Genomic DNA, 13007 nt, shown 5'->3' with positions numbered 1-13007 from the left:
CGGCGCCGGCTCAGCGTAGGGGCCGTCGCGGCCCGCGCGCCGTCCCCGGAAGCTGGTGAGTCAGTTGCCGGTGTTGCACAGCGCCGTGTCCACGCTCTCGTTGACCTCGGCGAGCATCTGCTCACTGGTCGGCAGGCCGGTCACGGCGACCACGGCCCCACGGCCGTCGCGGGTCACGAGGTTGCGGGTTTCGAAGCCCTGGATGTCGCCGCCGTGGCCCCAGGCCTCGCCACCGCAGGGCAGCTCGTGGCTGGCGATGCCCAGGCCGTAGGCGTACTCGCCGGTCGGCTCGAAGCCCGGTGCGGGCACCGTCGTCATCATGGCCTCCTGCTGCGCGGGCTCGAGCAGCCGACCACCGACCAGCGCCTCGAAGAAGGTCCGCAGCTCGTCCGGGGTGGAGACCAGTTGGCCGGCAGACCAGCCCAGTGACGGGTCCATGTCGGTGACGTCCACCCACGGGGCGCCGGGGGCCAGTCCGACGTAACCGTGCGGGTGCGTACCCCGCAGGCGCTGCTCCCCCACGCCGGGCCAGTAGGTGTCGCGCAGGCCGAGCGGCCTGATGATGCGGTTGGTGATCTCCTCGCCGACGGGACGTTCGGTGACCTGCTCGACGATGAGTCCGGCGAGGACGTAGTTGGTGTTGCTGTACTCCCAACTCGAGCCGGCCGCGAAGTGCGGCGCGTTCGTCAGCGCCGCGTCGACAAGCCGCCGCGGCTCGTAGTACGAGTGGCTCTTGTCGACGAGGTCCTGCGCCTTGGTGAACAGCACGTCGTCGTAGTCCGCCAGGCCGCTCGTCTGCTGCAACAGCTGCCGTACGGTGATCTTGCCGCCGTCGTTGCCGTGCCCTCGCACGACCCCGGGCAGGTAGTGCTCGACCGTGGCGTCCAGGTCGATACGGCCCTCCCCCACCAGCTGCAGGACGACCACCGCGGTGAAGGTCTTGGTGTTGCTGCCGATACGGACCTGGCCGTCGCGGGGCACCGGGCGGTGCGCCTCGATGTCGCTCACCCCGGCGGTGTAGTCGCGGACCCGACCGTCGGGCCCCCGCACCGAGGCGAGTACGCCGGGGAAGCCACTTTCGCCAACCAGGCCGTCCAGTTGTCGCTGGACGGCGTCCCGTGGAGTGGTTGGTCGACCGGAGTCGGCGGCGGCGAACGCTGCCGGGCCGGCCAGGACGGTGACGGCGGCCGCCGTCGCGGCGACCGCCCGGAGGGCGTGGCGGCGGGTGAAGGTACGAGCTTGCGGGGGCATGGCTGCTCCTCTGTTTCGGAAACGCCTGACGCCATCAATGGTTCAAGGATTCCGATAAAGGGACGATCCCCCCTGCTGCCCTCCTCCGGGTACAGCCTGCGCTACCTCTGGAGTCACCGTTGGTCACCTCTGTCGGGGCGGTTGTCGGCGGGGATGTGGTCCATCGCGCCGTCGTCGAACGAGATCAGGCACCGCGCCATCTCGAAGATCCCTTCGCGAGGCGGCCTCCACCGGCCGCCTCCGCCTGTCCTACGAACGGCCCGACCCGGATTCGACGCCGTGGCGTATCAGGCGGTACAGGTCCTGGCGCACCGCCGGCCATCCGTCAGCGAGCGCATGCCGAGCGGCGCCCACCGCGTCGACGGCGGCCATCCCCTCGCCCAACGCCGTGTGCAGGGCGTGGACGGCGTCGGCACCGACGCGTACGTCCCCGTGCTGCGCCGTGAGACGGACGATCCTCCACCGGGTCTCCTCGTCCACGGTCAGCCCTCGCTCGACGGCCTCGACCGCCTGCCTCGCCAGGTCGTCGTCGCTGAACCGGAATCGTGCCGTCACCGCCCGGACGGCGAGCGTCAACGCTGCGCGCCGTACCGAATCCGACGCGGCCCGCAGCCGCGCGTCCAGGTCGGGCTCGTAGTGACCGAAGTTCGACGGCGGCCTCGGGTCGGACGGGATCGCGCCCAGCCGCACCGTCACCCACGGCCCGGCCTGCGGATCGGCCCCCTCGTCGCTCATCCACTCGGCCGGCAGCCGCACCCCGGTCCGACGCTCGACGAACGCCATCGCCGCGGACCGTACATAGCCGGTGCCCTGCGCGGCGCGTACGTCGTCCAGGTCGTCGGCGAAGGTGGACGGGTCATCGCCGTGCCGCCGCTCCGGGTCGTTCAGGTCCATCCAGGCGAGCACTTTGCCGTACACCGCGTACGTCAGGCCGCCGTTGCCGTTGATGGTCCACTCGACCGTGTGCACCCGGGTACCGTCGCTGAGCCAACGCAGCACCTCGGGCCGGCTCAACGCGCAGCCGTTGTCCTGGAACACCAGCACGTCGGAGCCGATCTGCGCCAGGTCGGCACGTTCGCCCGACTGGTCGTCACCGGGCTCGACACGCCTGGCCCGCAACCGCTGGATGACCCCGTCGACAGTGGCCTCGACACTCGCCGGCTGCACCACGGCCCAGCTCAGCCCCTCGGCGAGCCAGTCCCGCTCGCTGAGGAAGTCGTCGTAGTAACGCACCGCGTCCGAGACCATCGGCACACGGTACGACGATCGTCGCCGCCGGTGGTGCCGCTGCGTCGACCCGGCGATCTCGGGTGAGCTCCTACGAGGCTCGCAGCGCTTCCAACCGGCTGCCGAGCCGACCGAGGAAGTCGCGGAACGCCGCCTCTCCGTGCGGTGTATCGATCTCGTCGGTCAGCGGACCGTCGTACCGCCCGGCCTGGACGATCGCGTCGGCGTAGGCGTCGGGACCGGCACCGAAGTAGCGGCGCTCGCCCATCGCCACGGCCATCTGGTCGGCCGTGTCGTCGTCCAGTTGGGGGGTGAACATCAACCCGTACAGGATCTGGTTGATGATGCCCTTCCAGTCATCAGTGGCCACTCGCAGAAACCCTTTCCGATTCCGGCAGTCAGTTCAGCCGGGTACGGCCGTCGAAGCCGAAGAGCGGGACGTTGTTGACGCCGTTGCGACCCAGTTCGTCGGTGACCTGTCGCATGTGTTGCGGCGTCGGCTGGTAGTGCCCACTCGCCGAGGTCACGTACTGCACCCTACCGTCGACCACCGCGATCTCACCGGCCGCGGCGACGGGATTGCCGTTGCCCAGCGTGGAGTGGTGGAACTTGCCGACCTCCTGGTAGGTCGACGCGTAGATGTTGCCGCGTTCGTCCATCACGAAGATGGCCCGTCCCCCGTCCTGACTCCAGTGCGTGCTCGCGTTGCGGGTGTCGAACGGCTGCCCGTCCCGAGCGCTGCGCATGATGCCGTCCGAGTCGACGTAGACCCGGTGCTGTTCCCGCGCCGCATCGTCGAGGCGGTGTACGGAACTGGGCCGGAACGGGTTACCGGGGTGGTCGCCCATCGTCTCGTACCGGTACTTGTCCAGCATCGGCTTGCCCTGGTAACGGGCCTCCCGCAGGGGCCCCGGCACCGTGGGCGGTCGACCCGGCCCACGGCCCCCCTTGCGGGTGAACCGACGAAGCAGCGTCTTCGCACGACGGAGCAGCCGCGGAATGATCTCGTTGACGACCCGGTCGATGACTTCCTTGATGATCCGGCGGATCGCGATCCGGGCCGCGCCGATCGTGAGCGGGATCTGCGCCAGCGACGCACCCAGCGTGGGCGCGGCCGCCGCCAGGGCCATCGCCACCTGGATCACCACGATGATCAACTGGACGATCGTGAGGATCTTCTGGGTCAGCGTGATCACGGCCATCACCAGCAGCGCGGCGGCGATCAACTCGGCGGCTTCGGCACCGTCCTCGATGCGCCGGGTCGGCCCCTCCTCGCCTCGCCACATGGTGTCGAAGGCGGTGACGTCCCGGCCTCGGTTGGCGACGCCGACCATCGCGGCGTCGGCGTTCGCCGCGGTGCCCGCCGAGCGCAGCGTTCCGGCGAAGGCCGTCCACGCCTGGGCTGCCTCGAACAGCAGCTCCTCGTCGGCCTCAGGCCAGGTGAAGCCCACCCAGTTGAGAGCTTCGGCCAACTCAGGTGGCAGTTGCAGGCCCATTCGACAGCTCCAGTCCCGTGCACAGGTGGCGTACCCGTGTCGGTGCGGTTCGACGAGGAAACTCGGCGGAGTTTATCGGCGCGAGCGGCCTGGCGTGGCCCGGCCGGCGCGTGCCATCGCGGAGGTCTGTCCAGCTTGGAAAGTGTCGATGTCCGCCGGTACCGTTCCGCGAGTGGGATGGCTGACGGACCGGCGCCGTGACCTTGCCGGATGGTTGGTGACGCCACTGTTCACCCTCGTGGCGGCACCGGTGTTGGCCTGCGCCGTCGGATTGCTGGGGAACGTCGGAGACCACAATGGCCCCCCGACGCTGTGCACAGAGGCCGTCGCCGACAACATGTGCGAGGAGACCAGCCTCGGGGTGATCGGCGTGCACGTGGCGATCTCGGGGGCCCTGTGGTTGCTGCTCTGGCTCATCCCCTGGTGGCGGGGTCTTCGCGCCGTGCGAGTCCTCGTCGCCGTCGCCGCGACAGTCGTTCTCGTACTCCTACCGGTGCGGATGTTCGACTGGTCCATCCGGTACTTCTGACAACCGCTCCCGGTCGCGCCCATCCCGCTGTCGGGGACGGCTTTCCTGGATCTAGGGCTGGACGTCGTTGGAGAGGTTCATCCGGATCTCCGTGTTGCGGTACCCGGCGCGACGGAAGGCGGCCGCCATGGGCGCGTTGCCCATGTCGGTGGTGGCGGTGATGCGCGACTCCCCATTGGCCGCGTGAAAGCGGGTGATCTCGGCGAGCACTTCGTCCACGTAGCCACGCCCGCGGAACTCCGGCACCACCCCGAGATAGCCGACGTTCACGTTGTACGAGGTCGCGGAGGGAATCGCCATGCCCGCCACCTCCTCCTCGTGCGTGTAGGCGATCCGCCACCACTCCCGCTTACCCGGTGCACGGAGATAGAAGTCCATCTCCTCGCGCGCGGTCGCGTCCACGCCCTTGGCGGCCAGGTTCGCACGGGTCTGGGCGTCCAGGCTGCCCTCGGCGATTCTCCTGAACACCGCGAGGAACTCCTCGTCGGAGGCCTCGGTGAACCGCAGCCGGCCGGTCACGGGAGGCACCGCGTCGCCGGGTGCCCACTCGAACTGCAGGCGCTCCACCTCCCGGGTGAGGCCTGCCGTGTGCGCGGCTGCCCTCCGCCACTCGACGGCCGCCGAGGTGGCGGGATCGTCGCGCCAGCCACCCGTCACGCTGATCCGGTACTGCACCGGCTCCGGGAACCCGGCCAGCGCGGTCCTCATCAGCTCGGCCGCGACTGCGGCACGGTCGCCCACCGCAGGGTCCACGTCGAGGCAGTCGAGCGCGACCGGATGCGGGCTGCCCTTCGGACCCCACCACAGCGCCCGCCCCACGACCTGACCGTCGTGCTCGGCGATCCAGGTCCATTCCGGCCGGTACATGCCGTCGGCCAGATCGGCCACGTACCGGTCGGCGGAAATCCACCCCACGGGCTCGGTCACGACCCAGGCGGTCACGCGGTCGAGGTCTGCGGGGGTGCTAGCGCGGTAGGAGATCACGTGCAGAGGCTAGCGACGCTGCTGCGGACTCCGTGCGGACCAACGCCGCCACGGTGATCGCTAACTCTGCCTTCGCGCAGGGCGCGGACCCGGAAGGGTCAGGTTCCCGGGCCCAGAGCACCTGAGACCGCGGACGCATGCGGCCGAGCCGGCTAAACTAATCGCTTAGCTAAGCGAGGAGGTCGCGCGCCATGTCGGCTGAGCCGGTGCACTACAACATGCATGATGCCAAGACCCATCTGTCGCGCATCATCGAACGGGTGGAACACGGCGAGGAGGTCATCATCGACCGGGCGGGCACCCCGGTGGCGAAGGTCGTACCCCTGGTCCGGCGGGCTAACCGCACCGCAATCGGCTCCCTCGCCGGCCAACTGGACCTCTCCGGTGACTGGGACTCACCACAGACCAACACGGAGATCGCAGACGACTTCGGCATCGGCGCATGAACCTGCTGTTGGACACGCACGTCGCGCTCTGGGCCATCACCGGCGACCCGACGCTCGGCACCGAGTTGCTCGATCGACTACGCCACGAGCCGGACATCTTCCTCTCCCCGGTCACCCTGTGGGAGATCACCATCAAACAGAGCACCGGGAAGCTCGCCGGACCTCCTGACCTTGCCGAGCGGGTAAGAGACATGGGCTTCCGGGAACTCCCGGTGACCCACGTCCACGCTATCGCCGCCGGCCGCCTGCCATCGCACCACCGCGACCCCTTCGACCGCATGCTGGTGGCACAGGCGATCACCGAAGGGCTGACCCTCGCCTCCCGCGACCCGTCGATAGCGCTGTACGACGTGGACGTCCTCAAGGTGTGATCGCACAGCTCGGTCCACGCTTGATCCACACCGCGCCGTGGGCTGGCGCGGACGCTGCCGGCGTGACTGCCGCCGAGCCAAGCCTCGGAGCGGGGCCGGCTGGCGATGACGGTCGCCATGGACGCCGTACGCCAGATCTACCTTGCGCCGCCCCACCCCCGACATGCGGGCGTAGCGGGGACTCTGCTCATCGAAGCGGCGCTCGCCGCCGCCATCAGCTCGGACGTCACCGCCGCCGGCGAACTCACCGAGCGCGCGGCCCGTCTCACGGACGACGCCAACTGCCACGACGGCACCGCATTCGGCGCCACTCCGGTCGACCTCGCACGCGCCCTGATCGCAAGGTGGTCCGGGGATCACCACCTGGCCGTGCTCAGACACCGACGGGCCATCGGTGCCGACGGCTGGCACCTGCTCCCCGCCGAACATCGAGCCGCCCACCTGATCGACATCGCACGTGCTCACCTGAACCTCGGCGACGCGGGCGCAGCCGGCCAGGCCCTGGTCAACGCCGATCGCATCGCGCCTGCGGAGACGCGGACTCGCCGCGTCGCCCGGGAGTCGCTGGCCGCTGCGCTACGAGCCGGCCCAACAGCAGCCGACGTTGCCCGCTTGGTCGCCGCCATCGGACCAACCCGGCGCCAGGTCGATGTTCGAGTCGACGTGCAGAACATCGACGACCGTAGACTGCCCCCCGTGGGATATTCGGTTTGGCCCTCCGGCCGTCTGCACCTACCGGAGTCGGACGATGCCGCTGCGACCGCAGCCGCGAAAGCCGCCATGGCCGAACAGAGTGGTTGGTACGAGCCCGACACGGCTGCCGTGAATGACCGGCTCGTCGACATCGCGTGCGAGGCCAGGGCCTCGATCACCCGCGACGGGGACTGGATCGAGTTCGACCACGACGACGAGGGCGACCCCAAGTGGTCGCACCAGGCCATCGCCTTCTACGTCGCGATCGCGCCGTTCGTCCGCTCCGGGGTCCTCCACTTCGAAGGTGAGGACGGCGCCCGCTGGTCCTACGTCTACGCCGACGGACGGATGACCCAGCAGGGTTGGCTCGGCTGGGACGGGTCGGTCGAGCCGTTCGGCGAGTACGTGGATCCCCCTTCCTCGGATTAGGGACTCGCGTTCAGATATACGAGCGAGTGCAACGCGCTGGAGATCTGGAACGGACGCGCGATGTGAGCCTTGCTCAGCGTTGCTAGCGTCGTGGCTACTTCTGGGAGGCGAGCAGGTAGGACGGCGCGATGGCCAGCAGCGGAAGTACAGCTAGCTCGGCGAGTCGGCGTGCTCGCGCGCCGATGTTCGTGATCGGCAGCGTCGTGGCGTTGACCGCCCTCATCGCGCTGGGGTACCGGCTGAGTACCGACCCGCGGGCCGGGCACGGAGGGGCCGCCATTCGCGTGGCGCTGGCTCCGGGAGCTTTTCTGGTGCTGTCCTGGCTCGTCCGCCTGGTTCAGTGGTGGGCTGCCGCTCGTGCTCCCGCGAGGCGCGTCCTGGTGACCGCGCATCTGGCGCAGGGAGGGCAGTCGAGAAGCGCGGGGCGGGTCACCGCTGCGGCGCACGCCGCAAGCGCCGCCGGCGGGTCCGACACCAGCCCCCAGGGATACTCCGTGTGGCTGACGGTGAGCGGCCGGGGCAGGGGCGGTGTCCTGCACCAACGTGTGGTCTGGGAACCGTGGTTGCGCGAGCTGACCAGGTCGCGTCAGGCTACGATCCGGCACGGGCCCGGCGTCAGCGTAATCGACGTGGCCGGTTACGGGCGGCTCTGGCCGGCGAGTTTCACGCTGCTCCGTCGTCCCTACGGGGTCAGCCTCATTCCGTTCCGCACGGCTTGGGAGTTGCCGAAGAACAGGAGCCTCTCGTACGGCCGTCTGGCCTACCTCTTTCTCGTGTTTTTCGTGCTCGGCCTGGCCGACATCGTCGCCCAAGGTATGTGGGCGCTGCTCGGGTGGTGGGCGGCGTACCTCGTCGCCTCGATGGCCGCCATCGGAGCCTGGTTCGGCCTCGTTCCGCCCGGCGTGCGTTGGGAAGCAGCCCCTCGGGGCCACGTCGCGACGACCTCCTGACCACGGACGCGATCGAGCGAACAGGCGGCGACCCGGCCGATGCCGGTCGCCAGCAGGCCGAGGCCGGGCTGACGCAGGCCCCGGTTGGTCGGAGCCATGGCTCCCGGGCGTTCGAGGAGGCTGTCGCGCGTGGCAGAGCAGGATGAGTTCGATGCGGCCCGCCGTCGCTTGCCCGTGGGTGAGCACGTCAGGGGCCAGGTCGTCCGCATACCAAGGCCCGGAACGATCGGGCTGTTTGTGGACCTGGGTCAGGAACCGTTGGGCTTCGTCGACGTCCTCCTCCTGCCTCACGACCCGGCCGAGTGGCCTTCGGTTGGCACAGTCACGACGTTCGAGGTTCTCCAACACAGGCCAGGTCAGGTGCGTCTTTTCCCTGTCGACGCGTCGTTCCGCTCGAACTACCTCCCCACCAGCTTGAGCCACGAGGAGTGGCTGGCCATCAAGATGCGCTTCCCGATTGGCTCTGTGGTCGCCGCCACCGTCACTCACGTCTTCACAAGGGACAGGGAGTACGTAGTGCGGTTCACAGGCCGCTCATCAGCCCTGGAATGGACCGGCCAGGCCCCGAGGGTTGGCACCACCGGCAGGTACACGATCACCCGGCACCTAGATCACACTCGACGGGTCGTGCTCACGCCGGCCGATCAAACCCCGATTGATCTGGACGGGACATCAGATAAGCGGTGGGGGCGCCGGCCCGGCCCTTGACGCGGCCCATCCGGGCCGTCGGCAGCATGACTGACCTGGGAAGGGGCTGTGGGGCGGGCGGGACTCGAACCCGCGACCGAGGGATTATGAGTCCCCTGCTCTAACCGGCTGAGCTACCGCCCCGACACCGCGCGGATCTTATCCCGCCCGGTGGATCACGGGCCAGCGCCGATGCGGCCCCGTCCCATCACCGCCGCCGTCGCCACAGCAGCACGATGGGCAACGCGAGAATAACAGTGAGCAGCGAGCCCGCCACGACGACGCCCCACAGCCACACGTGGCGACGATCAGAGGTGATCAACTACGGCTGCGGCGTCCTCTTTCGAGGCGCGGGGTCAGCCGGCGCGCAGCTCCTCCAACACGGCACCGGCGGCCCGCCAGCCGCTGGCGAGAGCGCCCTGGATCGATGGGCTGTCCCGGTGGTCACCGGCCACGAACAGCCCCTGCCCGAGCGCGACCGGCTTGCGCAGCCGTCCCTGCGGAGGCGGGGCGGCGGGCAGGGCGTCCGGGACGGACACGGTGGTGAGGTGCGTCCAGTCGGCGGTGGATCGGCCGTACAGCCGGGTCAACTCGGCCCGGACGGTCGGCTCGGGTGGGGCCGTCGGGCCGACCACCGAGGTCGCCACCAGGTGCCGCCCGGCCGGCGCGTACGTGCTGGCGGCGTTGCTGAGCACCACCGTGTTCGCCACGATCTCCCGACGGTCGCCGTCGACGAGCAGGATCGGCTCGGCGAGCGGCGGCTCGGGAGCGCTGTGGTAGTACGTGGTGTAGCTGTGCATGCGTACCCTCGCCAGAGCCGGCAGCAGCGCGGCCGCGGCGGGCGGGTCGACGGCGACCACGACGGCCCGGCAGCGGATGTCGCCGGCCTGCGTGCGGACCAGGCCGGGCGCGACCTGCGCGACCGGGGTGTCCAGGTCGAGCAGGTCGGTGGGGAGCGGATCGGCGATGACCCGGGGCAGCGCGGCCATCCCCTCGGCGGGCAGGCCGATGCGGCCCCGGGCGAACGAGCGCAGCACCATCGCGAACACGTGACTGGAGGTCGCCAGCTCACGGTCGACGAACACACCCGACAGGAACGGCCGCAGCAGCTCCTCGATGATCGCGTCGGAGAGGCCGGCGCGGCGCAGCGCCGTCTCCGTGGTGGTCTCGGGCGCGGCCAGCAGCCGGGACGCCGGCAGCGTCGCGCACCCGGTGGCGAGCGCGGCGAAGCGGAGCCGATCGAGCAGCGAGCCGACGTCGGCGAGCGCGGTGCGCGGCCCGCCGGTCGGCTCGCGCAGCGGGTTGACCAGCCGCAGCAGGTCGTCACCGCGGCGGACCAGAACACCGGAGGTGAAGTACCCGAGGTTCAGGCGATCGGTGTCGAGCAGCGTCCCGAGCCGCGGGTAGGCGGTGTTGAGCACCTGGAAGCCACGGTCGATCAGGTACCCGTCGACGACGTCGGTCGCCACCCGGCCCCCGAGCCGACCGCCGGCCTCCACCAGCCGCCAGGGCACGCCGGCGCGGTGCAGCCGGCGGGCCGCGGCGAGGCCCGCCAGGCCTCCGCCGACGACCACCACGTCGGTCTCAGCCAGCATCGCGCGCCTCCCGCTCACCGTTCGTCCGGGACAACCGGCCCGGCCACCAGATCTTCGGCCCGATGTCGTACGCGAGCGCGGGCACCAGCAGCGACCGGACGATGATCGTGTCGATCAGTACCCCGATCGCGACCGCCGTACCCAACTCGACGAGCACCACCAGCGGCAGGACGGCGAGGGCGGAGAACGTCGCGGCGAGCACGATCCCGGCCGACGTGATCACCCCACCGGTGACGGCGAGGCCGGCCAGCACACCGGCCCGGGTGCCCCGCCTGACGGACTCCTCGCGGACCCGGCTCGTCAGGAAGATGTTGTAGTCGATGCCGAGCGCGACCAGGAAGACGAACGCGAACAGCGGGAACGACGAGTCCACGCCGGGAAAGTCGAAGACGTGGCGGAACAGCAGCGCGCAGAGGCCGAGGGTGGCCGCGAAGCTGAGCAGCACCGTGCCGATGAGCAGCAGGGGCGCGAGGAGCGCGCGCAGCAGCAGGGCCAGGATCACCGCGATGACCACCAGCACCACCGGGATGATGACGTTCTGGTCGCGCCTCGCGGCGTCCGAGGTGTCCACGTTGATCGCGGTGAACCCGCCCACCACGGCGTCCGCGCCGGGCACCTGGTGTACGGCCACCCGCAGGTCACGAATGGTGCGCTCGGCACCGTCACTGTCCGGCGCGTCGGTGAGCGTCGCCTCCAACTGCACCCGCCCGTCGACGACCTTCGGGGCAGTATTCGGGTCGGGAGGACCGTTCTGCTGACCGCCGCTGAACGGGCGGACCGCCGCCACCCCGCGTACGCCCTGCGCCACCTGGGCCACCTGCTGCGCGGCCCGTTCGGTGGCGAAGATGGTGGCCGGACTGCCGGTGCCGGCCGGGTAGTGCCGGGCGATCACCTCCTGGCCGTCCACCGAGTCGGTGCGCTGGGTGAACAGGTCGGACTGACCGAGGATGGTCGCGCCGAGCTGGGTGAGGCCGAGGGTGAGGATCGCCAGGACGACGGCCGTACTCAACCAGATGGGACGGGCGTGGCGGGCCACGAAGCCGGCGATCCGGCTCCAGATGCCGTGCTCGGCCTGGGGATCGGCCTGGTCGACCCGGGGACGTCGGGGCCAGAACGCCCACCGGCCGCCGAGCACCAGCAGCGCGGGCAGGAAGGTGAGCATCACCAGCAGCGTGGCGGCGATGCCGATGGCGGCGACCGGGCCGAGCGCCCGGTTGGAGTTGAGGCTGGACAGCAGCAGGCAGAGCAGACTGACGATGACCGTCCCGCCGGACGCGATGATGGCCGGCGCAGCACCCCTCCACGCGGCACGCATCGCGCCCCACGGTCGCTCGTGGCGGTGCAACTCCTCTCGGTAGCGGGCGATCAGCAGCAGCGCGTAGTCGGTGCCGGCACCGAACACCAGCACGGTGAGGATGCCCTGCGCCTGCCCGTTGAGCTTGAGGATGTCGGCGTCGGCGAGCAGGTAGACGAAGACCGACGCCAGCGCGTACGACATGCCGGCGGCCAGCAGCGGAAAGATCCACAGAACGGGGCTGCGGTAGACGATCAGCAGGATGACCAGCACCACCACCAGCGTGACGAGCAGCAGTGGCCCGTCGATGGCGGAGAAGACCTCGATCAGGTCCGCGAGCAGACCGGCCGGGCCGGCGACGTCCACGCTCAGCCCGTCCCGGTCACCGCCGGCGATGTCACGCACCTGTTGGACGACCGCGCCGATCTCCTCACCCTCGGCGTCGTCCACCGGCACGACGACCTGTAGCGCCTGGCTGTCCGCACTGGGGATCGGCGGTGGCAGCGGAGTGACCACGCCGGGCACCCGGGCGAAGCGGGCCACGTCGGCGGCCACCCGCTGCCGGTCGGCGTCGGTGATCCCCGACGATCGCTCGTAGACGACAAGCGCCGGCGTCGTCTCCCGATCGACGAAACCACCGGCGAGGTCCTGGGCTCGGGTCGCCTCGGCGTCAGTCGGGAGGAACGCGGCGTTGTCGTTGGTGGAGACCTCACCGAGCCGCCCAGCGTACGGGCCGGCCACCGCTCCGATCACCAGCCAGGCCAGCACGACCACCACCGCGACCAGCGTGGCCCGGCCGAAGCCCCCTCGTCCGGTCATTCGCGCTCACCCCAACAATCGACGCATCAATCGACGCAGTGGGAGTCCAAGTCGACGTCGACCATCCTGCCGGCCAATCGAGCCCCAAGCGGCCCAAACCCTCCCATTCCACCGCCCCGCGCCTCGCGCCTCGCGCCTCGCGCCTCGCGCCTCGCGCCTCGCGCCTCGCGCCTCGCGCCCCGCGCCCCGCGCCCCGCGCCCCGCGCCCCGCGCCCCGCGCCCCGCGCCCCGCGCCC

Annotated in this window: 14 protein-coding genes and 1 tRNA gene; 6 read left to right on the top strand and 9 right to left on the bottom strand. The window is 70.4% G+C overall.

Features of this window, described 5'->3' with window-relative positions:
* Positions 1-60: 60 nt before the first annotated feature.
* The 4 genes from ABZU91_RS27295 to ABZU91_RS27280 all read right to left on the bottom strand — a co-directional run bounded on the left by ABZU91_RS27295 (position 61) and on the right by ABZU91_RS27280 (position 3974).
* Complete coding sequence (locus ABZU91_RS27295; RefSeq protein ID WP_355246243.1) at positions 61-1251, bottom strand: serine hydrolase domain-containing protein; 1191 nt, start codon at positions 1249-1251, stop codon at positions 61-63.
* 249 nt (positions 1252-1500) lie between these two features.
* On the bottom strand, positions 1501-2499 hold the full coding sequence (locus ABZU91_RS27290; protein ID WP_355246240.1) for a DUF6461 domain-containing protein: 999 nt from the start codon (positions 2497-2499) through the stop codon (positions 1501-1503).
* A 70-nt stretch (positions 2500-2569) separates the two neighbouring features.
* Positions 2570-2848, bottom strand: a complete 279-nt coding sequence (locus tag ABZU91_RS27285; protein WP_355246237.1) for a hypothetical protein — start codon at positions 2846-2848, stop codon at positions 2570-2572.
* 28 nt (positions 2849-2876) lie between these two features.
* Entirely contained in the window at positions 2877-3974 is a 1098-nt protein-coding gene (locus ABZU91_RS27280; RefSeq protein ID WP_355246234.1) for a hypothetical protein, read from the bottom strand.
* Positions 3975-4146: 172 nt separating this feature from the next.
* Here ABZU91_RS27280 and ABZU91_RS27275 point away from each other — a divergent pair, with 172 nt between their 5' ends.
* Entirely contained in the window at positions 4147-4503 is a 357-nt protein-coding gene (locus tag ABZU91_RS27275; protein ID WP_355246231.1) for a hypothetical protein, read from the top strand.
* A gap of 51 nt (positions 4504-4554) precedes the next feature.
* Here the strand turns inward: ABZU91_RS27275 and ABZU91_RS27270 are convergent, their stop codons facing one another.
* Complete coding sequence (locus tag ABZU91_RS27270; protein ID WP_355246229.1) at positions 4555-5487, bottom strand: GNAT family N-acetyltransferase; 933 nt, start codon at positions 5485-5487, stop codon at positions 4555-4557.
* Positions 5488-5678: 191 nt separating this feature from the next.
* Between ABZU91_RS27270 and ABZU91_RS27265 the strand changes: the two genes are divergently transcribed.
* The 3 genes from ABZU91_RS27265 (at position 5679) to ABZU91_RS27255 (ending at position 7426) form a co-directional block, all read left to right on the top strand.
* Complete coding sequence (locus ABZU91_RS27265; protein WP_355246226.1) at positions 5679-5933, top strand: type II toxin-antitoxin system prevent-host-death family antitoxin; 255 nt, start codon at positions 5679-5681, stop codon at positions 5931-5933.
* Positions 5930-6304 (top strand): type II toxin-antitoxin system VapC family toxin, encoded by a 375-nt coding sequence (locus ABZU91_RS27260; RefSeq protein ID WP_355246223.1) that lies wholly within the window; start codon positions 5930-5932, stop codon positions 6302-6304. Before ABZU91_RS27265 ends, ABZU91_RS27260 begins: the two co-directional genes overlap by 4 nt.
* 105 nt (positions 6305-6409) lie before the next feature.
* A complete protein-coding gene (locus tag ABZU91_RS27255; RefSeq protein WP_355246221.1) occupies positions 6410-7426 on the top strand; it encodes a hypothetical protein in 1017 nt (338 codons plus the stop codon).
* A gap of 94 nt (positions 7427-7520) precedes the next feature.
* Here the strand turns inward: ABZU91_RS27255 and ABZU91_RS27250 are convergent, their stop codons facing one another.
* The gene (locus ABZU91_RS27250; protein WP_355246218.1) at positions 7521-7649 is read right to left on the bottom strand and encodes a hypothetical protein; all 129 of its coding nucleotides are present in this window, start codon (positions 7647-7649) and stop codon (positions 7521-7523) included.
* Between the two features lie 271 nt (positions 7650-7920).
* Here ABZU91_RS27250 and ABZU91_RS27245 point away from each other — a divergent pair, with 271 nt between their 5' ends.
* Positions 7921-8376: a hypothetical protein gene (locus ABZU91_RS27245; RefSeq protein ID WP_355246216.1), complete on the top strand. Its 456-nt coding sequence runs from the start codon at positions 7921-7923 to the stop codon at positions 8374-8376.
* A 129-nt stretch (positions 8377-8505) separates the two neighbouring features.
* Positions 8506-9084, top strand: coding sequence for a hypothetical protein (locus tag ABZU91_RS27240; protein ID WP_355246213.1), 579 nt, complete (start codon positions 8506-8508; stop codon positions 9082-9084).
* Positions 9085-9133: 49 nt separating this feature from the next.
* On the opposite strand, the gene ABZU91_RS27235 is transcribed toward ABZU91_RS27240, so the two are convergent.
* From ABZU91_RS27235 to ABZU91_RS27225, 3 genes are all read right to left on the bottom strand, one after another.
* A tRNA-Ile gene (locus ABZU91_RS27235) sits at positions 9134-9207 on the bottom strand.
* 212 nt (positions 9208-9419) lie between these two features.
* Positions 9420-10658 (bottom strand): FAD-dependent oxidoreductase, encoded by a 1239-nt coding sequence (locus ABZU91_RS27230; RefSeq protein ID WP_355246211.1) that lies wholly within the window; start codon positions 10656-10658, stop codon positions 9420-9422.
* Positions 10648-12771 (bottom strand): MMPL family transporter, encoded by a 2124-nt coding sequence (locus ABZU91_RS27225; protein ID WP_355246208.1) that lies wholly within the window; start codon positions 12769-12771, stop codon positions 10648-10650. The genes ABZU91_RS27230 and ABZU91_RS27225 overlap by 11 nt, the downstream gene beginning before the upstream one ends.
* Positions 12772-13007: the final 236 nt, after the last annotated feature.

Origin of the sequence: Micromonospora sp. NPDC005174, from assembly GCF_040608495.1 — a bacterium.
Classification (GTDB): Bacteria; Actinomycetota; Actinomycetes; order Mycobacteriales; family Micromonosporaceae; genus Micromonospora.
The sequence above is the reverse complement of the archived record's forward strand: the minus strand, read 5'-3'. Positions and strand labels throughout refer to the sequence as shown.

Bases quoted from the DNA above. Each gene is read 5' to 3' on its own strand.
- ABZU91_RS27295 (WP_355246243.1), bottom strand. From the start codon at position 1,251: ATGCCCCCGCAAGCTCGTACCTTCACCCGCCGCCACGCCCTCCGGGCG.
- ABZU91_RS27290 (WP_355246240.1), bottom strand. From the start codon at position 2,499: ATGGTCTCGGACGCGGTGCGTTACTACGACGACTTCCTCAGCGAGCGG.
- ABZU91_RS27280 (WP_355246234.1), bottom strand. From the start codon at position 3,974: ATGGGCCTGCAACTGCCACCTGAGTTGGCCGAAGCTCTCAACTGGGTG.
- ABZU91_RS27265 (WP_355246226.1), top strand. From the start codon at position 5,679: ATGTCGGCTGAGCCGGTGCACTACAACATGCATGATGCCAAGACCCAT.
- ABZU91_RS27260 (WP_355246223.1), top strand. From the start codon at position 5,930: ATGAACCTGCTGTTGGACACGCACGTCGCGCTCTGGGCCATCACCGGC.
- ABZU91_RS27255 (WP_355246221.1), top strand. From the start codon at position 6,410: ATGACGGTCGCCATGGACGCCGTACGCCAGATCTACCTTGCGCCGCCC.
- ABZU91_RS27250 (WP_355246218.1), bottom strand. From the start codon at position 7,649: ATGAGGGCGGTCAACGCCACGACGCTGCCGATCACGAACATCGGCGCG.
- ABZU91_RS27230 (WP_355246211.1), bottom strand. From the start codon at position 10,658: ATGCTGGCTGAGACCGACGTGGTGGTCGTCGGCGGAGGCCTGGCGGGC.
- ABZU91_RS27225 (WP_355246208.1), bottom strand. From the start codon at position 12,771: ATGACCGGACGAGGGGGCTTCGGCCGGGCCACGCTGGTCGCGGTGGTG.